Annotated in this window: 15 protein-coding genes; 9 read left to right on the forward strand and 6 right to left on the reverse strand. The window is 70.8% G+C overall.

Annotation, left to right across the window (positions count from 1 at the left end; genetic code table 11):
- Window positions 1–92: 92 nt before the first annotated feature.
- The 4 genes from ABZ098_RS01700 to ybaK all read left to right on the forward strand — a co-directional run bounded on the left by ABZ098_RS01700 (window position 93) and on the right by ybaK (window position 4,126).
- The gene (locus tag ABZ098_RS01700; protein ID WP_356586165.1) at window positions 93–1,679 is read left to right on the forward strand and encodes an oxidoreductase; all 1,587 of its coding nucleotides are present in this window, start codon (window positions 93–95) and stop codon (window positions 1,677–1,679) included.
- Window positions 1,680–1,842: 163 nt separating this feature from the next.
- On the forward strand, window positions 1,843–2,853 hold the full coding sequence (locus ABZ098_RS01705) for a hypothetical protein (RefSeq protein WP_356586167.1): 1,011 nt from the start codon (window positions 1,843–1,845) through the stop codon (window positions 2,851–2,853).
- A gap of 11 nt (window positions 2,854–2,864) precedes the next feature.
- The gene (locus ABZ098_RS01710) at window positions 2,865–3,605 is read left to right on the forward strand and encodes an LON peptidase substrate-binding domain-containing protein (protein WP_356586169.1); all 741 of its coding nucleotides are present in this window, start codon (window positions 2,865–2,867) and stop codon (window positions 3,603–3,605) included.
- Between the two features lie 17 nt (window positions 3,606–3,622).
- Window positions 3,623–4,126, forward strand: coding sequence for a Cys-tRNA(Pro) deacylase (ybaK, locus tag ABZ098_RS01715; protein ID WP_356586171.1), 504 nt, complete (start codon window positions 3,623–3,625; stop codon window positions 4,124–4,126).
- 151 nt (window positions 4,127–4,277) lie between these two features.
- Here ybaK and ABZ098_RS01720 read toward each other — a convergent pair whose 3' ends face one another.
- The 4 genes from ABZ098_RS01720 to ABZ098_RS01735 form a co-directional block, all read right to left on the reverse strand.
- Window positions 4,278–4,952, reverse strand: coding sequence for an AAA family ATPase (locus tag ABZ098_RS01720; protein ID WP_356586173.1), 675 nt, complete (start codon window positions 4,950–4,952; stop codon window positions 4,278–4,280).
- Window positions 4,953–4,986: 34 nt separating this feature from the next.
- A complete protein-coding gene (locus ABZ098_RS01725) occupies window positions 4,987–5,811 on the reverse strand; it encodes an ABC transporter permease (protein WP_356586175.1) in 825 nt (274 codons plus the stop codon).
- A 73-nt stretch (window positions 5,812–5,884) separates the two neighbouring features.
- Window positions 5,885–6,859, reverse strand: a complete 975-nt coding sequence (locus ABZ098_RS01730; protein WP_356586177.1) for an ABC transporter ATP-binding protein — start codon at window positions 6,857–6,859, stop codon at window positions 5,885–5,887.
- A 106-nt stretch (window positions 6,860–6,965) separates the two neighbouring features.
- Window positions 6,966–8,183, reverse strand: a complete 1,218-nt coding sequence (locus ABZ098_RS01735) for an NYN domain-containing protein (protein WP_356586178.1) — start codon at window positions 8,181–8,183, stop codon at window positions 6,966–6,968.
- A 220-nt stretch (window positions 8,184–8,403) separates the two neighbouring features.
- Here ABZ098_RS01735 and ABZ098_RS01740 point away from each other — a divergent pair, with 220 nt between their 5' ends.
- Window positions 8,404–8,568, forward strand: a complete 165-nt coding sequence (locus tag ABZ098_RS01740) for a hypothetical protein (RefSeq protein WP_356586180.1) — start codon at window positions 8,404–8,406, stop codon at window positions 8,566–8,568.
- Window positions 8,569–8,672: 104 nt separating this feature from the next.
- Here ABZ098_RS01740 and dnaE read toward each other — a convergent pair whose 3' ends face one another.
- The gene (gene dnaE, locus ABZ098_RS01745; protein WP_356586182.1) at window positions 8,673–12,212 is read right to left on the reverse strand and encodes a DNA polymerase III subunit alpha; all 3,540 of its coding nucleotides are present in this window, start codon (window positions 12,210–12,212) and stop codon (window positions 8,673–8,675) included.
- Window positions 12,213–12,413: 201 nt separating this feature from the next.
- Here dnaE and ABZ098_RS01750 point away from each other — a divergent pair, with 201 nt between their 5' ends.
- The 4 genes from ABZ098_RS01750 (at window position 12,414) to ABZ098_RS01765 (ending at window position 17,165) form a co-directional block, all read left to right on the forward strand.
- Window positions 12,414–13,739, forward strand: coding sequence for a DUF2252 domain-containing protein (locus tag ABZ098_RS01750; protein WP_356586184.1), 1,326 nt, complete (start codon window positions 12,414–12,416; stop codon window positions 13,737–13,739).
- 91 nt (window positions 13,740–13,830) lie between these two features.
- Window positions 13,831–14,523: a hypothetical protein gene (locus tag ABZ098_RS01755; RefSeq protein WP_356586185.1), complete on the forward strand. Its 693-nt coding sequence runs from the start codon at window positions 13,831–13,833 to the stop codon at window positions 14,521–14,523.
- Window positions 14,524–14,609: 86 nt separating this feature from the next.
- Window positions 14,610–15,425 carry a thioredoxin domain-containing protein gene (locus tag ABZ098_RS01760; protein WP_356586186.1) on the forward strand — a complete coding sequence of 272 codons (816 nt, stop codon included), beginning with the start codon at window positions 14,610–14,612 and terminating at the stop codon, window positions 15,423–15,425.
- Window positions 15,426–15,509: 84 nt separating this feature from the next.
- On the forward strand, window positions 15,510–17,165 hold the full coding sequence (locus tag ABZ098_RS01765; protein WP_356586188.1) for an alkaline phosphatase D family protein: 1,656 nt from the start codon (window positions 15,510–15,512) through the stop codon (window positions 17,163–17,165).
- On the opposite strand, the gene ABZ098_RS01770 is transcribed toward ABZ098_RS01765, so the two are convergent.
- Window positions 17,162–17,731 (reverse strand): dienelactone hydrolase family protein, encoded by a 570-nt coding sequence (locus ABZ098_RS01770; protein ID WP_356586190.1) that lies wholly within the window; start codon window positions 17,729–17,731, stop codon window positions 17,162–17,164. The genes ABZ098_RS01765 and ABZ098_RS01770 overlap by 4 nt on opposite strands.
- Window positions 17,732–17,829: the final 98 nt, after the last annotated feature.

A 17,829-nucleotide genomic window follows, 5' to 3' on the forward strand; every position in this document is an offset into this window, starting at 1 on the left:
GAAGATCCCCTTCACGTCTAGCGTTCGAGGGGTTACTCAGCGGGCATGAACGGATGTACGAATCTCACGAGCCGCAAGGAGCTGGACGAACCGTGACCGAGGGGGCCGGCATCCGGGACATCCGCGACGGAGACCTGCCGGACGATCTGACCGCCGCCGAGGCCGGCATGTGGCAGGCCTTCCGCAACGGCACCGTGTACGACCTCAGCAGCGGCGACACCGTCGTCGACGATCCGCACGGCGGGCACCCCTGGGGCCCCGAGCGGACGGTACGCGCGCGGATCGTGTGCTGGCTGCTCCTGGACGGTCCGCCCGCGCTCGCGGGCCGGGTGTCGTCCCTGAAACTGACCGGCGTGCAGATCAGCGGCACCCTGGACCTCGCGGGCGGCACGGTGGTGCCGTACGTGGAGATGAAGGGCTGCCGTTTCGAGCGGGAGATCCTGCTGCCGGAGGCCCGCTTCACCACCGCGCGGTTCGTCAACTGCTCGGTGCCGCGCCTGGAGGCCGCCCGGGTGCACACGGAGGGCGATCTGCATCTGCCGCGCTGCCGCTTCCACAACGGCGTACGGCTGACCGACGCGCACATCGGCACGGACCTGCTGATGAACCAGGCGATCGTCTACCGCGACCGCAGCGGCCGTTCGATCGCCGCCGACGGCATGACCGTGGGCCAGGACCTCCAGGCCGAGCTGCTGGAGTCGCACGGCGAGCTGAGCCTGCGCAGCGCCACCATCGGCGTCTCGCTGAGCCTGCGCGGCGCCCGGCTGAACAACCCGTACACCCGGCTCGCGCTGAACGCGCCCCAGCTCACCGTCGAGCGCACCCTCTACCTGACCCCGGCGGGCGTCGGCGCGTCCATGCTGAGCGGGGCCACTCCCGCGCGCGGGACGCGGATCCAGCGCTTCGAGTGCCAGGGCGGGGTGCGGCTGGACGACGGGCGGTTCGGGGACGCCCTGGACCTGGAGCGGGCCCGCTTCACCTTCACCGACGAGCAGGAGCTGTCGCTGCGCCGCATCCAGGCGCCCGAGCTGCGCTTCCTCGGCGAGAGGCCGCAGCGCGGCAAGGTGGTGCTGTCGGGCGCGCGGGTCGGCAACCTCGTGGACCGGGCGAGCGCCTGGCCGGGGCCGGGCAATCTGCACATGGGCGGCTTCGCCTACGAGAACCTCGTGCCGCACGGCCCCTTCCCGCTGGCCGAGCGGTTGGAGTGGGTGGCGGCCGCGACCGCCGAGTACAACCCGGAGCCGTACGAGAGGCTCGCCGCGGTGCTGCGGGCCGGCGGGGAGGACGAGGACGCGCGCGAGGTGCTGCTCGCCAAGCAGCGCCGACGCCGCGAGAGCCTGCCGCCCGCCGCCAAGCTGTGGGGGTACGTCCAGGACTGGACGGTCGCCTACGGGTACCGGCCGGGCCGGGCCGCCGTATGGATGGCGGTGCTGTGGGCGGCGAGCTCCGTGGCGTTCGCACACGCGAGCCATCCGCCGCTCAAGGGCGGCGACCATCCGGCCTGGAATCCCGCCCTGTTCGCCCTCGACCTGCTGCTTCCGGTGATCGACCTGGGCCAGGTCGGTTTCTGGCAGTTGCGGGGCGGCTGGCAGTGGCTGGCGGCGGCCATGGTCCTCCTCGGCTGGATCCTCGCGACCACCGTGGCGGCGGGGGCCACGAGACTGCTGCGGCGGAACTGACGGGCCCTGTGAAGAAATCGGCAGGGCGCCGGGAGGGACCGGTGAGACCGCTGGTCAGAGAGTTGTTCAACGGTCACCTTTTTAACCTCCCTTGACCCTGGCGCGTACAACTTTCCATGAATTGCAGCTTCGCACTGGCGCAGCCTCGACCCGCCGACTTTCAATGGTCGACACCATGGCTCTGCTGCCCCCCTTCATCCGCGCGTCGCGGATGCCCCCCTACCTCACCGGCGGACTGCCCGCCGACGACGAGGTACTGCTCGACGCGCCCGACGACCGGCTCGGGCCCGCGCTGGTCGCCGCCGGACAGGGCGCGCACGGGCGGGCGGCCGAACTCCTCGCCGCCACCCGCGAGACGTCCGCCTGGGAGCTGCGCGACCGGTACGTCCGACGCCTGTCCGCCTTCGCCCGCTCGCGCCCCGAGTGGTACGACGCCTGGCGCGCCGAAGCCCCGTACGACCCGGACCGGCTCCTGCTGGGCGCCCAGCTCGCGGTGGACCGGGGATGGGACTCACCGGCCCGCGCGGAGCTGCTGCGCGAGGTGAGCCCGCTGATCACGGCGGCGGCGCGCGGCGAGGACCGCGACCCGGTGCCGTGGCGGATCGCGCTGGACCACGCACGCGGGTCGCAGGCCGGCCACACCTACTTCGGGGAGCTGTGGGAGGCGGCCCTCAGGCGCGCCCCGCTGCACTACGGCTGCCATGTCGCCGCCCTGCGCTATCTGGCGACCTCCTGGCGCGGCTCGTACCGCGAGTGCTTCGACTTCGCCGACCGGGCCGCCCAGGACGCCCCGCCCGGCTCCCTCATCCAGGCGCTGCCCGCGCGCGCGGCCCTCGCCTGTCTGACCGAGGCGGGCGCCGACGCGGTGCCGCGCGAACGGCTGGACGCGGCGGCCGACCGGGCGATCGAGCTGTCCGCCACGTTCGCGCCGGCCGACCCCTGGCCGGCCGAGATCCGCAACAAGCTGGTGTACGTCCTGGTCCGCCTCGGCCGCTGGACGGACGCTCTGGAGCAACTGCGCATGCTCGGCCCCTACGCCACCTCGTTCCCGTGGGGCAGGGAGTCGGAGGACCCGCTGGGCCGCTTCCTGGAGGTGCGTGAGGAGGTCCGCCGGCACGCCTTGATCCATCCAATCAGTGAGCACCGGGGACGCGTCCGCTCCAGGGGCCATTAGGCTTTGGCGCCGTGACCACCGTGCGGCTCCCGCTCTTCCCCCTGAACTCAGTGCTGTTCCCGGGGCTCGTGCTTCCTCTCAACGTCTTCGAGGAGCGCTATCGCGCCATGATGCGCGAACTGCTGAAGACCCCCGAGGAGGAACCGCGCCGGTTCGCCGTCGTGGCGATCCGCGACGGCCACGAGGTGGCGCCCAGCGCCCCCGGGCTGCCGGACCCGACGGCCGTGCCCGACGGCGGCCCCGCGGCCGGCTTCGGCGACGACCCGGTCAAGGCGTTCCACGCCGTCGGCTGCGTCGCGGACGCGGCGACGGTACGGGAACGGGCCGACGGCACGTTCGAGGTCCTGGCGACCGGGACGACCCGGGTCCGGCTCGTGTCCGTGGACGCCTCCGGCCCGTACCTGACGGCCGAACTGGAGGAACTGCCGGAGGAACCGGGCGACGAGTCCGGGCCCCTGGCGGAAGGGGTCCTGCGGGCCTTCCGCCAGTACCAGAAGCGCCTGGCGGGGGCCAGGGAACGCTCCCTGTCGTCCGGTACGGACCTCCCGGACGAACCGTCCGTGGTCTCGTACCTGGTGGCGGCCGCGATGATGCTGGACACCCCGACCAAGCAGCGCCTGCTCCAGGCCCCCGACACCGCGTCCCGCCTCCGCGACGAACTGAAACTCCTGCGCGCGGAGACGGCGATCATCCGTAATCTTCCGTCGTTGCCGGCGTCGGAACTGACGCTCGGCCCGACGAGTCTGAACTGAGCCCGGGGAACCGTCAGATGGCCAAGAAGACGAAGAAACAGCAGCAGTCCGGAGGCACCCCCGCGACGGTGGCTCTGACGTCGGCGGACGTGCCCTTCACGGTGCACGCCTACGACCACGACCCCTTGCACCCCTCCTACGGCGAGGAGGCGGCCGAGGCGATGGGAGTCTCCCCGGACCGCGTCTTCAAGACGTTGGTGGCGGACGTGGACGGCACGCTGACGGTGGCGGTGGTCCCGGTGGCGGGCTCCTTGGACCTGAAGGCCCTGGCGACGGCCGCGGGCGGCAAACGAGCCGCGATGGCCGACCCGACCCTCGCGGAACGCACCACGGGCTACGTCCGGGGCGGTATCTCCCCGCTGGGCCAGCGCAAGAAGCTCCCCACCGTCCTCGACGCCTCGGCCTCCGAGCACGAGACGATCTGCGTCTCGGCCGGCCGCCGGGGCCTGGAGGTGGAACTCGCGCCGAAGGACCTGGCCGACCTCACGAACGCGGTCCTGGCGCCCATCGCCCGCGCCTGACCCCTCGACGAGTTCGCACTGTCAGCCCGTCCGGCGTTGAGGACGAGCCCCCTTCAGGGCCGATGGGGGTCTGGGGGCACAGCCCCAGGAACGGGGTCGAAGGGGCAGCGCCCACGGTGATGGGACGGGTAGGGGCGGCGGGGGCGAAACCCTACTGCACAGGCGCCCCGTACCCGTCCTTGGGAACCGCCCCGTACATCGGCTCGGGATCCCGGGGCCCGAACAACGCCGTGAGCCCCAGATGTACGACGAGCGCGGCCAAGGACCAGGCCAGCAACGCCCCTTTCGCCCCCAGCTTCAGCGGCGCCGAGAACGTGACCCCCTTGCCCACGGCCTTCGCATGGGCCAGCACGTCGGACGAGGGCCCCAGCCACATCCCCACCCGCCACGCGAGCAGCGACCCCAGCAGTCCTCCCAGGGCGAGGCCCACCACCAGCGGCACCCCACCCCGGCGCCGCCACAGGAACACGACGAGCGCGCTCACGAAGCCGAAGGCCAGGGCCAGCAGAGTGAGCGTCCCGTCCACCCCGACCGCCTGCTCCCCCTCGGTGTCCTTGAGGTAGACCGCCCAGTTCCCCTGCTCGTCCACGTCCCCGACCAGCGGCATGTGCGGCGCCAGCCACCACCACAGGACGCCGAGCAACACCCCGGCGAGCGCCACGGCGACAGTGATCACCGCGCCCTCGATCAGCTCGGTCTTCATCCCGGGTCCGCCGTCCCCGTACCGGGCTTCGGCAGGGGCCGCGTAGCCGGCGTCAGGGGCCTGCCACGCATCGTGCGGGGACGGTTCGTGGGGCGGCGGAGGAGGCGTCAACGGAGCGGTCACCCTGACATCGTGCCAGGCCCGCCTGTGCGGCGCGTCACCGGACGGCCGCCCGGCGATACGCCCAGGTGGCGACGGCCAGCGAGACCACGCCCACGCACCCGCACACGGCGAGGTCGCCGAGCACGAAGGCCCAGTCGGGATGCGGCCCGAAGGTCCGCGCGAAGGCCTCGACACCGTAGGTCGAAGGCAGCAGGTCCCGGGCGAACCGGACCGCCTCGGGCATCCGGTCGGCGGGCAGCACCCCGAGCAGCAGCGCGGCGGACATGCCGAGCTGACCGAGCAGGGTGGCCAGTTCCGGCCGGGGCGCGAGCAGCCCGAGGGCCGCGCCGAGGCCCGCCAGAGCGGCTCCCGCCAGCGGGATCACCGCCAGCAGCACCCACAGGTGCGCCAGCGGCAGCCCGAACAGCACACACCCGAAGACGGCGGTCACCACGGTCCCGGGCACGGTGAAGGAGGCGTACGCCCCCGCCGCGCCGAGCACGACTGCGGCGGGCGGCACCGGCAGCGTGGCGTAGTGGTCGAGCCCGCCGCTGGCCCGCAGCTGCCCGAAGTACTGCGCGAGCAGGTTGAGCGCGACGAAGGCGACGACCAGCACGGACGCCCCGGCGACCACGGACTGCGCCTCGTCCCCGCCGTCCACGACCCCCCGCATCAGGATCATGATCCCGATCGACTGGAAGGTCGCCACGAACAGCAGCGGGATGCGCGCGACCCGGGCGCGGGACAGCTGCGCCCGGTAGACCGCCGCCAGCGACGGCCACAGCCGCGCGCGCGGCCCGAGCTCGGCGGCCGCGTCCCGGCCCGTCTCCACGACGGCCGGCGCGCCGCCGGGCAGAACCTCGGCGGGTACGACACTCACGTGGCTCTGCTCCTCTTCGCTCCGGCACTCGCCCTGTGACGTACGGACAGGGCCGTCCGCGTACTCAAAGTGCTCAAGCCTTCACCAGCCCCTGCTGCGCGGCCCCGCCCAGCGCGAGGTACACGTCCTCCAGGCTGGGCGTGGCGAGCGTGAAGTCGTCCAGCGCGGCGAACGCGGCCCCGCCCGTGACGGTGGCCACGACCGCGCGGGCCTCCTCGGGTGCGAGCCGCAGCGTCCAGCGGCGTCCGGCGGCCACGGCCCGGTCCTGGAGCGCGGCGACCTCGGGGACGTGCAGCGGGGCCGCCTCGCGCCACACGAGGTCGACGCGGACCTCGCCCGCCACCCGTTCCTTGAGCCCGGAGGGCGTGTCGCAGGCGATGACCCGGCCCTGGTCGAGCACGGCGACCCGGTCAAGGACGGTCTCCGCCTCGATGACGTTGTGGGTGACGAGCAGCACGGTCGTGCCCCGCTCGGCCCGCCGCCGGTCCACGGCGGACCACACCGCGCGCCGCGCCACGGGGTCCATCGCGGTGGTCGGCTCGTCGAGCACGAGCAGCGGCCGCTCCCCCACGAGCGCCGACGCGAAGCACGCGAGCCGCCGCTGCCCGCCGGACAGCTTCTTCAGCGGCCGCCCGGCGATCGGCGTGAGCCCCAGCTCGTCGAGTACGGCGTCCCGCTCGGCCCGCGCCCGCCTGGCCTCCAGGCCGCGCAGCCGACCGGTCGTCTCGGCCGCGAGGGAAACGGTGAGCTCGTCGAGAGCGCTGGACTCCTGGCCGAGGTAGGCGAGGATCCGCGAAGCCCGGTCCGGGTGGCGCACGATGTCGTGCCCGAGGATCTCGACGCTGCCGCGGTCGGGCCGCATCAGCCCGGTGAGCTGTCGTACGAGCGTGGTCTTCCCGGCGCCGTTCGGCCCGAGAAGCCCGAAGATCTCACCGCGCCGGATGTCGAGGCGTACGTCGTCGGTGGCCCGCACCTCGGGCGTGGCCGGTGTCCCGCGCCGCCCTCGCACCGCGGGATAGGTCTTGGTCAGCCCGCGTACCGCACACACGACATCCCCACTGTGTCGAAGTGCCGGTGCAGCGCGCGTACTCACAAGGGACGAGACTACGGGGTCGGGTGGCTTTGCTCGCCCTTGGGGCGGTGTATGTGCCGTTTCACTCCCCGGCGGGGGCGTGCTCCGCCGCCGTCCGCACATCGATCTCCCGCCAGAACCCGGCACGGATCGCGTAACGGTCGTGCTCGTCGATCTGGTCGTCCTTGTGCGCGAGCAGTCCGAACCGGGCCGCGTACCTCAGCAGCTCCCCGTCGATCCGGTGCGGCACCCGCGGGTACATCCCGGACAGCCGCTGCAGATGCGTCTGGTCCCCCAGCCGCTCCATCCACCGCCGCGCGAAGACCTGGCCCACCTCGAAGGGGTCGCCGCCGACCGTGGTGATGTCCTCCTCCCGGTCGGCCCACCGCTGCTCGGCCGTGGTGAGCTGCGCGAGTGTCGGCATCGAGGCGACCTCGGGCGGCTCGGCGGCCCCGCCGGGCCGGTCGACCCAGCCCTTGTCGGAGGACCAGCGCAGGGTCGCGCTCGCGGGGTGCTGGGCGGCCTGGGTGCCGGGCGCCCGCAGCGCGGCGAGGTCCTTGGGCGTCGGCACCCCCTTCGGGGCCGGCACCCGCTCCTGCGTGCCGTTGTCCGAGGCGGCCGCCGGGGTGTGCTCGCTCTCCTCCGCGGTCCGCTCGGGCGCCTGCGAGAGCGCGGACTCGGGCAGCGGCGCCGAGAGGATGGCGGCGATCTCGGGCCGCGGCACGGGCTGCGGCGCGCAGACCCCGCCGAGCTCCTTGGCGCGTACGGCCTTGGTGATCCAGACGCGGTCCAGCACCCGCCGCTCGTCCGCCTCGGCGACCAGGTCCTCGGACTGGTTGTAGTCCCCGTCGGCGGCCTGAACGGCCCACAGGTGCACGGCGACCCCGTGCTCCTTGGCGGCCATCATGCCTGGCAGCAGGTCCCCGTCGCCGGTCACGAGCACGATGTCGGAGCAGGCGCGGTTGCGGGCCAGCTCGGTGAGTTCGGCGTGCATGGCGGCGTCCACGCCCTTCTGGGCCCAGCGTCCGTCGCTGCGGGTCAGGGCGCCGAGGCGGACGGTGACCCGGGGCATCACCCGCAGTCTGCGGTGCTCGGGCTGCGGGACGCGGTCGGGGGCGCCGTCGAACCAGTAGATGCGCAGCAGGGGCCGTTCCGTGTCGGACTCGGCCCGGTCGCGCAGCCCCTGGACGAGGGCGGCGTGATCGACGGTGATACGGGAACGGGAGGGCTCCCCGGCGAGGAGACTGGCGGCGGCCCCCAGCAGATACCCGGCGTCCACCAGGACGATGCAGCGGTCCACGCGGTCCACCCTCTTTCCGGGAGGTTTGCTTCGGGCTTCCTTCGAGTCTGCCCGACCACGCGAGGGTTAACGGCCGGAACTCGATCTTCGGCGTGGCGTTTCGGGGCATTGCCCGGCGACATCCCCTGTCACGCACGGTAATTGTACGAAATGCGCCTGTTGCCAGCCTATGTGAATCTGATCCCGGCCCTGGCCCCTAGATCCCACAGGAGGCACCACCATGGCCAAGAACAAGAAGCAGAACCGTAAGCAGTCGCAGTCCGAGCGCGCCGGGCAGGAGCCCCAGCCCTCCTCGATGGAGGGACAGACCGAGCAGCACGTCACGCAGACGACGCCCGGCGACATGGCCCGCAAGGGCCGGCAGAAAACCTTCGGCCACAACTGACGCCCGCGCAAAGGGTCCTTGAGACCCGGGCACACAGAAGGGCGCACCCCGTCAGGAGTGCGCCCCTCTGCATGTCGGTGTCGGTGCGCTGCCGCCCGGGCCGCTCAGCCCGCCAGGCAGGACGGTCCGAGCAGTACCTTGAGGTCACCGAAGAGCGCCGGGTCCGGCTTCACCCGGTGCCGGTCCAGCCGCAGGACCGTCGTCTTGCTCGGTCCCTGGAGGCGGATGCGGACCTCGCTCTCCCCCTTGTGATGGCTGAGGATCTCACCGAGCCTGCTGACCATCGGCGGGGTGACCTTCAGCGCCGGGATGGTGAGGATCACCGGTGCGTTGGTGCCCGCGTTGGACAGGTCGGGGACCTGGAGCTCCATCGCGACCAGCCGGGGCACGTCCTCGCGCTTGTCGAGGCGGCCCTTGACGAACACCACGGCGTCCTCGACGAGTTGGGTCGACACCAGCTGGTAGGTGGCCGGGAAGAACATGCACTCGATGGAACCGGCGAGGTCCTCGACGGTGGCGATCGCCCAGGCGTTGCCCTGCTTGGTCATCTTGCGCTGGAGACCCGAGATGATGCCGCCGATGGTGACGACCGCGCCGTCCGCGTGCTCACCGCCGGTGAGCTGGGCGATGCCCGCGTCGGCCTTGTCGGACAGCACGTGCTCCAGGCCGAAGAGCGGGTGGTCGGAGACGTACAGACCGAGCATCTCCCGCTCCTGGGCGAGCAGATAGGTCTTGTCCCACTCGTCCTCGGTGAACTGCACGTCGAGCCCGAAGCCGGGTTCGTCGCTCTCCTCCTCGCCCATCCCGCCGAAGAGGTCGAACTGGCCCTCGGCCTCCTTGCGCTTGACCGCGACCACGTTGTCGATCATCGGCTCGTACTGCGCGGTGAGGCCCTTGCGGGTGTGTCCGAGGGTGTCGAAGGCGCCCGCCTTGATCAGCGACTCCGTGGTGCGCTTGTTGCAGGCGACCGCCTCGACCTTGTCGAGGTAGTCGGGGAAGGAGACGTACTTCCCCTTGGCCTTGCGGCTCTTGATGATCGACTCGACCACGTTGGTGCCGACGTTGCGCACCGCCTCCAGGCCGAAGAGGATCACGTCGTCGCCCTGCGCGGCGAAGTTGTGCACCGACTCGTTGACGTTCGGCGGGAGCACCTTGATGCCCATGCGCCGGCACTCGTTGAGATAGACCGCCGACTTGTCCTTGTCGTCCTTGACCGAGGTCAGCAGGGCGGCCATGTACTCGGCCGGGTAGTTGGCCTTCAGGTAGGCGGTCCAGTACGAGACCAGTCCGTACGCGGCGGAGTGGGCCTTGTTGAACGCGTATCCGGCGAAGGGGACCAGCACGTCCCACAGGGCCTTGATCGCCTCGTCGCTGTAGCCGTTCTTCTGGGCGCCGGCCTGGAAGATGGTGAAGTTCTTCGCCAGTTCGTCGGGCTTCTTCTTGCCCATCACGCGGCGCAGGATGTCGGCCTCGCCGAGCGAGTAGCCTGCGATGATCTGGGCGGCCTTCTGCACCTGCTCCTGGTACACGATCAGGCCGTACGTGACGTCCAGGACCTCGCGGAGCGGCTCCTCCAGCTCGGGGTGGATCGGGGTGATCTCCTGGAGCTTGTTCTTGCGCAGCGCGTAGTTGGTGTGCGAGTCCATGCCCATCGGGCCGGGACGGTAGAGCGCGGAGACTGCGGAGATGTCCTCGAAGTTGTCGGGCTTCATCAGGCGCAGCAGGGAGCGCATGGGGCCGCCGTCGAACTGGAAGACGCCGAGGGTCTCACCGCGCTGGAGGAGTTCGAACGTCTTCGGGTCGTCCAGCGGGAGGCTCAGCAGCTCCAGGTCGATGCCCTTGTTGGACTTCACCATCTTGACGGCGTCGTCCATGATCGTCAGGTTGCGCAGGCCGAGGAAGTCCATCTTCAGCAGGCCGAGCGACTCACAGCTCGGGTAGTCCCACTGCGTGATGGTCACGCCGTCGGTGTGCCGGACCCAGACGGGCACGTGCTCGGTGATGGTCTCGCTGGACATGATCACGCCGGCGGCGTGCACACCCATCTGCCGGACCAGGCCCTCGACGCCCTTGGCGGTGTCGATGACCTTCTTCACGTCGGGTTCGTTCTCGTACATCCCACGGACCTCGCCGGCCTCCGAGTAGCGGGGGTGCGAGGGGTCGGTGATGCCGTTGAGGTCGATGCCCTTGCCGAGGACGTCGGCGGGCATCGCCTTGGTGATGCGGTCGCCCATCGCGTACGGGTAGCCCAGCACGCGCGCGGAGTCCTTGATCGCGTTCTTGGCCTTGATCTTGCCGTAGGTGCCGATCATGGCGACCTTGTCGGCGCCGTACTTCTCGGTCACGTACCGGATCACCTCGACGCGCCGACGCTCGTCGAAGTCGATGTCGACGTCGGGCATGGAGACGCGCTCGGGGTTGAGGAACCGCTCGAAGATCAGGCCGTGCGGGATCGGGTCGAGGTCGGTGATGCCCATGGCGTAGGCGACGATCGAACCGGCCGCGGAGCCTCGCCCGGGGCCGACCGCGATGCCGTTGTTCTTGGCCCACATGATGAAGTCGGCGACCACGAGGAAGTAGCCCGGGAACCCCATCTGGATGATGACGTCCATCTCGTACTCGACCTGCCGCTGACGGTCCTCGGGGATGCCGCCGGGGAAGCGGCGCTCCATGCCGCGGCGGACCTCCTCCTTGAACCAGGTGATCTCGGTGTAGCCCTCGGGGATGTCGAACTTCGGCATGAGGTTCTTCGCCTCGAACATGCCGGTGGTGTCGACCATCTCCGCGATCAGGAGGGTGTTGGCGCAGCCCTCCTGCCAGGCGTCCGAGGAGTCGATGGCGTACATCTCCTCCGTGGACTTCAGGTAGTAGCCGGTGCCGTCGAACTTGAAGCGGTCCGGGTCGGAGAGGTTCTTGCCGGTCTGGATGCACAGCAGGGCGTCGTGGGCGGTCGCCTCGTGCGCGTACGTGTAGTGCGAGTCGTTGGTGACCAGCGGGGGGATGCCGAGCTTCTTGCCGATCTCCAGGAGGCCGTCGCGGACCCGGTGCTCGATCTCGATGCCGTGGTCCATCAGCTCCAGGAAGTAGCGGTCCTTGCCGAAGATGTCCTGGTAGTCGGCGGCCGCCTTGAGGGCCTCGTCGTACTGGCCGAGGCGCAGCCGGGTCTGGAGCTCGCCGGAGGGGCAGCCGGTGGAGGCGACGATCCCCTCGGACCACTGGGAGATCGTCTCCTTGTCCATCCGGGGCCACTTCTGGAGCCAGCCCTCGGCGTAGGCGTCCGAGGAGAGCCGGAAGAGGTTGTGCAGGCCGGTCGAGTTCACGGCCCACATCGTCTTGTGGGTGTAACCACCCGAACCGGAGACGTCGTCCCGCTTCTGGTGCGGCTGGCCCCACTGGATCTTGCGCTTGTTGCGCCGGGACTCGGGAGCGACGTACGCCTCGATCCCGATGATCGGCGTGACCCCCGCCTTCTTCGCCGAGTGGAAGAAGTCGTACGCCCCGTGGAGGTTGCCGTGGTCGGACATGGCGATGTGGGTCATGCCCATCTCGTTGCACGCGTCGAACATGTCCTTGAGCCGCGCGGCACCGTCCAGCAGGGAGTACTGGGTGTGGACGTGCAGGTGCGTGAACGGCGGCTTTGACACGGCGTGGCCTCCATGGAAAACACTCGACGACAGGCGGACGGACAGTCGGGGACAGCGTCGAAGTCTATGCCTCGGCACTGACACTCAGGGGGCCGCCCCGCGTACCTTCACAACGAGGGTCGCGGGCACTTTCACCGGGGCCCGCCCGTTGGACGGACGACAGAAAAGCTGTCGTACACATGCACCAGGAGGCACCCCGCGATGTCGGTACCGCAGCTCAACGACGAGCACCGCGGCGAGGAGATTCTCGCTGTCTTCGACACCGCCTTCGGCGAGCTCCTGGCCGCCGATCCGGCCGCGTTCCGCGTGAAGTTCCGCAAGATGGCGGCCTCGGCGTTCGCGTTCTACCGGGGTACGGCGTGCCTCTTCTACCACGACCTCGATGAGGAGAAGAGGGGCGGCCCGTACCTGGACGAGCGCACCTCGCGCGTGTGGATCCACGGCGACCTGCACGCGGAGAACTTCGGCACCTACCTGGACGCCAACGGCCGGCTGATCTTCAACGTCAACGACTTCGACGAGGCCTACGTCGGCCCCTTCACCTGGGACCTCAAGCGCTTCGCCGCCTCCGTCGCGCTCATCGGGTACGCCAAGGCGCTCGGCGACGAGCAGATCACCGAACTGGTGGAGGTGTACGCGGGCGCGTACCGCGAGCGGATCCACGCCCTGGCCACCGGCGCCAAGAGCGACGAGGTGCCGCCCTTCACCCTGGACACCGCCCAGGGCCCCCTCCTGGACGCGCTGCGCGACGCCCGCTCCCTGACCCGCTTCGGCCTCCTGGAGTCGATGACGGAGATCCGGGACTTCGAGCGCCGCTTCGCGCCGGGCGGCGGCTCCATCGAGTTGGACGCGGCCACCCGCTACAAGGTGCTCGCGGCCTTCGACGGCTATCTGGAGACCCTCCCGGAGGCCTCCCTGGCCCGCCCGGACTCCTACCGCGTCAAGGACGTCGTCGGCCGCCGCGGCATCGGCATCGGCTCGGCCGGGCTGCCGTCGTACAACATCCTCCTCGAAGGGCACACCGACGCCCTGGAGAACGACGTGGTGATCTACATCAAGCAGGCCCAGACCCCGGCCGTCTCCCGGCACATCACCGACCCGGCGATCCGCGACTACTTCCAGCACGAGGGCCACCGCACGGTGATCTCCCAGCGCGCCCTCCAGCAGCACGCCGACCCGTGGCTGGGCTGGACCGAGCTGGGCGGCGCGGGTCAGCTGGTCGCGGAGATCTCGCCGTACGCCGTGGACCTGGACTGGGGCGACATCGACGACCCGGAGGAGATCGCGGGGGTCGTCGCCGACCTCGGCCGGGCCACGGCCACCATGCACGCGGCGGCCGACGACACCTCCGGCGAGTCCCTGGTGCCCTTCTCCACCGAGCGGGCCATCGACGCGGCGATCGCGGCCGACGAGGACGGCTTCGCGGGCCTCCTGGTCGACTTCGCGCACAGCTACGGCGCACGCGCGCGTGCCGACCACCAGACCTTCGTCGACCTGTTCCGCAACGGCCGCATCCCCGGCCTGTGACAGGCCCCTCACCACTGTCGATAACGATAGGGCCGCTCACAGGGACTCTTTAGGGGTCCCTTACAGGCCCGCGTGACACACTCTCCACGCTATGGACATATCCGGGACCCAGCTACGAGCGCTCCGCGCGGCGCTGTTCACGGCACTCGTCGTGACGCTCAGCACCGCGTCGCACGTGCTGCTGTCCCGGGCTCCCCTGCCGCTCAACACGGTGGCGTTGGTCGCCGCCGCCGTGTTCGCGCTCACCTTCGCGCTGGCCGGCCGGGAGCGCGGCTTCGGGCGGATCGCCGCCGTGCTGATCCCCCTGGAGCTGGCCGCCGACACCGTCTTCACCACCGGGCAGCACGTCTGCTACGGCGCCGCCGGCGGCCCGGTGACGGGCCCGCTGCGCTCGGTCGGCTGGGACGTGTTCTGCGGCGACGGCACCAGCGTCGGCTCGCCGCTGGCCCGGATGACAGGCACCGATCCCGGCCGGCTCGGCGGTCTGCTCGCCCACGCCGACCCGCGGACCGCCTGGCTGCTGCTGGGCGCCCATGTCGTCGTCGGCCTCCTCGCGGCCGCCTGGCTGCGCCGCGGCGAGCGGGCCCTGGCCCAGCTGCTGCGGGCCGTGGCCGCCACGACCTTCCGGCCGCTGCTCCTCGCGGCCGCCGCGCTGACCGTGCGGTCGGCGCCGGAACCGGCCCGCCCGGTGCGCCCCGGCCGCCGTACGGCCGTCGTGCTCGACGAGCTCCTCGTGCACTCCCTGGGACGGCGTGGACCGCCGTGCTCGCCCGCTGCCGCCTGAACCGGACAGCACCCGAGCACCACCAGTCCCGACCTACGTATCCCCGCACACGACGTGTGCGCGTCCCCTTGATGGAGAACACCACCATGAGCAAGCGGAACAGCCAGGCCGCGAAGACCGCCGCCCGCGAGCGGCTTCGGCAGGAGCGCGAGCGCCAGGCCAAACGCGACAAGATCAAGCGCCAGGTCATCGTCGCCTGCTCCATAGTCGGCGTGCTGGCGATAGCCGGCGGCATCAGCTACGCGGTCGTCCAGGCCAACAAGCCCAGCTACTGGGAAGAGGCCAAGAACGACAAGCTCGTCAAGCCGGCCAACAGCACGGGCGCCAACGGCACCACGGTCGTCATCGGCAAGAGCACCGCCAAGAAGACCCTGGTCATGTACGAGGACCCGCGCTGCCCCGTCTGCGCCCAGTTCGAGCAGACCGTCGGCTCGACCGTCGACAAGGACGTCGAGGACGGCAAGTTCAAGCTGCAGTTCGTCGGCGCCAGCTTCCTCGACGGCAACCTCGGCGGCGAGGGCTCGAAGAACGGCCTCAGCGCCCTCGGCGCGGCGCTGAACGTCAGCCCCGAGGCGTTCCTGAAGTACAAGACCGCGATGTACTCCACGAAGTGGCACCCGGAGGAGAGCGGCCCGGACAAGTTCAAGGACGACTCCTACCTCATCAAGATCGCGCAGACCGTCCCGGAGCTGAAGGACAACAAGACCTTCCAGAACGCCGTGAAGAACGGCACCTACGACAAGTGGGCCCTGGAGATGTCGGAGAAGTTCAACAAGGACGGCGCGACCGCCACCCCGACCCTGAGGATGGACGGCAAGAACCTGACCGGCCCCGACGGCAAGACCGCGCCCATGACGGTCGCCGACTTCAACACGGCGCTGGAGGCCGCGCTGAAGGCCTGATCCCCGCACTCTTCGGACGAAGAGCGGGCGAACTTTCACGAGTTCGCCCGCTCTCGTTCATACCGATCAGTAACCTGATCGGCCGTGACTAGTAGACACGAAACAGCCGACAGCAACTCCCTGTCCCCGCGCCGCCGTACGGTCGTCAAGGCCGCGGCGGCCACCGCTGTCCTGGCCGCTCCGCTCGCCGCCGCATGGCCGGCCGGCGCGGTCGAGGCCCCCGCCTTCCTGCACGGCGTCGCCTCCGGCGACCCGCTCCCGGACGGCATCCTGCTGTGGACCCGGGTGACCCCGACACCCGAGGCCGTGCCCGGTTCCGGGCTCGGCCCCGACACCGAGGTCGGCTGGATCGTCGCCAGGGACAAGGCCTTCACGAACGTCGTCGCCAAGGGTTCCGTGACCGCGACCGCCGCCTCCGACCACACGGTCAAGGCGGACGTGCGCGGTCTCGCGCCCGCGACCGACTACTGGTTCCGCTTCTCGGCGGGCGGCACCGACTCCCCGGCGGCGCGTACCCGCACCGCGCCGGCGGCGGACGCGGCCGTCGCGAACCTCCGCTTCGGCGTGGTCTCCTGCGCCAACTGGGAGGCCGGCTACTTCTCCTCGTACCGCCACCTCGCGGCCCGCGGCGACCTGGACGCCTGGCTGCACCTGGGCGACTACATCTACGAGTACGGCACCGGCGAGTACGGAACCCGCGACACCGTCGTACGGCAGCACGCGCCGACCCACGAGATACTCACGCTCGCCGACTACCGGATCCGGCACGGCAAGTACAAGACGGACCCGGACCTCCAGGCCCTGCACGCGGTCGCCCCGGTCGTCGCGATCTGGGACGACCACGAGTTCGCCAACGACGCCTGGTCGGGCGGTGCCGAGAACCACACCGAGGGTGCGGAGGGCTCCTGGTCGGCCCGTCAGGCCGCCGCCAAGCAGGCCTACTTCGAGTGGATGCCGGTGCGCACGGCGACAGCCGGCACCACCTACCGGCGGCTGCGCTTCGGCAAGCTCGCCGACCTCTCACTGCTCGACCTGCGGTCCTTCCGCTCGCAGCAGGTCGCCGTGGGCAACGGCTCGGTCGACGACCCGGACCGCACGATCACCGGCCGGGCCCAACTGGACTGGCTCAAGGCGGGGCTGAAGTCCTCCGACACCACCTGGCGGCTGGTCGGCAACTCCGTGATGATCTCGCCGTTCGCGATCGGCTCGCTCTCCGCCGACCTGCTCAAGCCCCTCGCCGAGCTGCTCGGGCTGCCGAAGGAGGGCCTCGCCCTCAACACCGACCAGTGGGACGGCTACACGGACGACCGCCGTGAACTCCTCGCCCACCTGCGCTCCAACGCCATCCGCAACACCGTCTTCCTGACCGGTGACATCCACATGGCGTGGGCCAACGACGTGCCCGTGGACGCCGGTACCTACCCGCTCTCGCCCTCTGCCGCCACGGAGTTCGTCGTCACGTCGGTGACCTCCGACAACCTCGACGACATCCTGAAGGTCCCCGAGGGCACGGTGACCGCACTCGCCGCGCCGGTCATCCAGCTCGCCAACCGGCACGTCCACTGGGTCGACACCGACCGCCACGGCTACGGCGTCCTGGACATCACCGCCGACCGGGCGCAGATGGACTACTACGTGCTGTCCGACAAGACCAAGCAGAACGCGACCTCCACCTGGGCGCGTTCGTACCGCACCCGGACCGGCACGCAGAAGGTCGAGCGGACCTACACACCGGTCTAGAGCGTGTCGAGGAAGCCGAGGGCCACCCGCCAGGTGGCCTCGGCGGCCTGCTCGTCGTAGTCCGGGAGGTCGGGGTCGGTGTAGAGGTGACCGGCCCCGGCGTACCGGTAGATCTCCACGTCGGCGCCGGTGCGGCCCATCTGGAGGTACCAGGCGCTGAGCCAGTCGTCGGTCTCGAAGGGGTCGGGCTCGGCCACGTGCAGCTGGACCGGCAGTTCGTCCGCGGTCGCGTTCGGCGCGATGTCCGACGTGCCGTGCAGGAGGAGCAGTCCGCGGGCCTTGTCGTCGCCGAGGGCGAGGGTCTGCGCGACGGAGGCGCCGAGCGAGAAACCGGCGTAGACCAGGCCGCGCTCGGAGTAGGGCGCGGCGGCCAGGACGGCCCGCTTGAGCAGTTCGTCCTTGCCGATCTCCGTGTTGAAGGTCATGCCCTCCTCGACCGTCTCGAACGTGCGCCCCTCGAAGAGGTCCGGCGTCCACACCTCGTGCCCGGCCTCCCGCAGCCGGTCGGCGGCCTGACGGACGGCGGGCCTGAGGCCGTAGGTCGAGTGAAAGAGCATGATGTTCATGAGGCCATGGTGCCAGCCTGCACCGACAGTGCCGTTCCACAGGCCCGGCGGGGGCCGTACCCACTTCGCGGCGGAAGTCACATGTTCATGCCCCCGCC

The sequence above is a fragment of the Streptomyces sp. NPDC006335 genome, from assembly GCF_040612795.1.
Classification (GTDB): Bacteria; Actinomycetota; Actinomycetes; order Streptomycetales; family Streptomycetaceae; genus Streptomyces.

Excerpts from the sequence above, each read along its gene's own strand:
- ABZ098_RS01770 (WP_356586190.1), bottom strand. The coding sequence starts at position 17,731 with ATGAACATCATGCTCTTTCACTCGACCTACGGCCTCAGGCCCGCCGTC.
- ABZ098_RS01755 (WP_356586185.1), top strand. The coding sequence starts at position 13,831 with ATGGACATATCCGGGACCCAGCTACGAGCGCTCCGCGCGGCGCTGTTC.
- ABZ098_RS01705 (WP_356586167.1), top strand. The coding sequence starts at position 1,843 with ATGGTCGACACCATGGCTCTGCTGCCCCCCTTCATCCGCGCGTCGCGG.
- ybaK (WP_356586171.1), top strand. The coding sequence starts at position 3,623 with ATGGCCAAGAAGACGAAGAAACAGCAGCAGTCCGGAGGCACCCCCGCG.
- ABZ098_RS01750 (WP_356586184.1), top strand. The coding sequence starts at position 12,414 with ATGTCGGTACCGCAGCTCAACGACGAGCACCGCGGCGAGGAGATTCTC.
- ABZ098_RS01740 (WP_356586180.1), top strand. The coding sequence starts at position 8,404 with ATGGCCAAGAACAAGAAGCAGAACCGTAAGCAGTCGCAGTCCGAGCGC.
- ABZ098_RS01760 (WP_356586186.1), top strand. The coding sequence starts at position 14,610 with ATGAGCAAGCGGAACAGCCAGGCCGCGAAGACCGCCGCCCGCGAGCGG.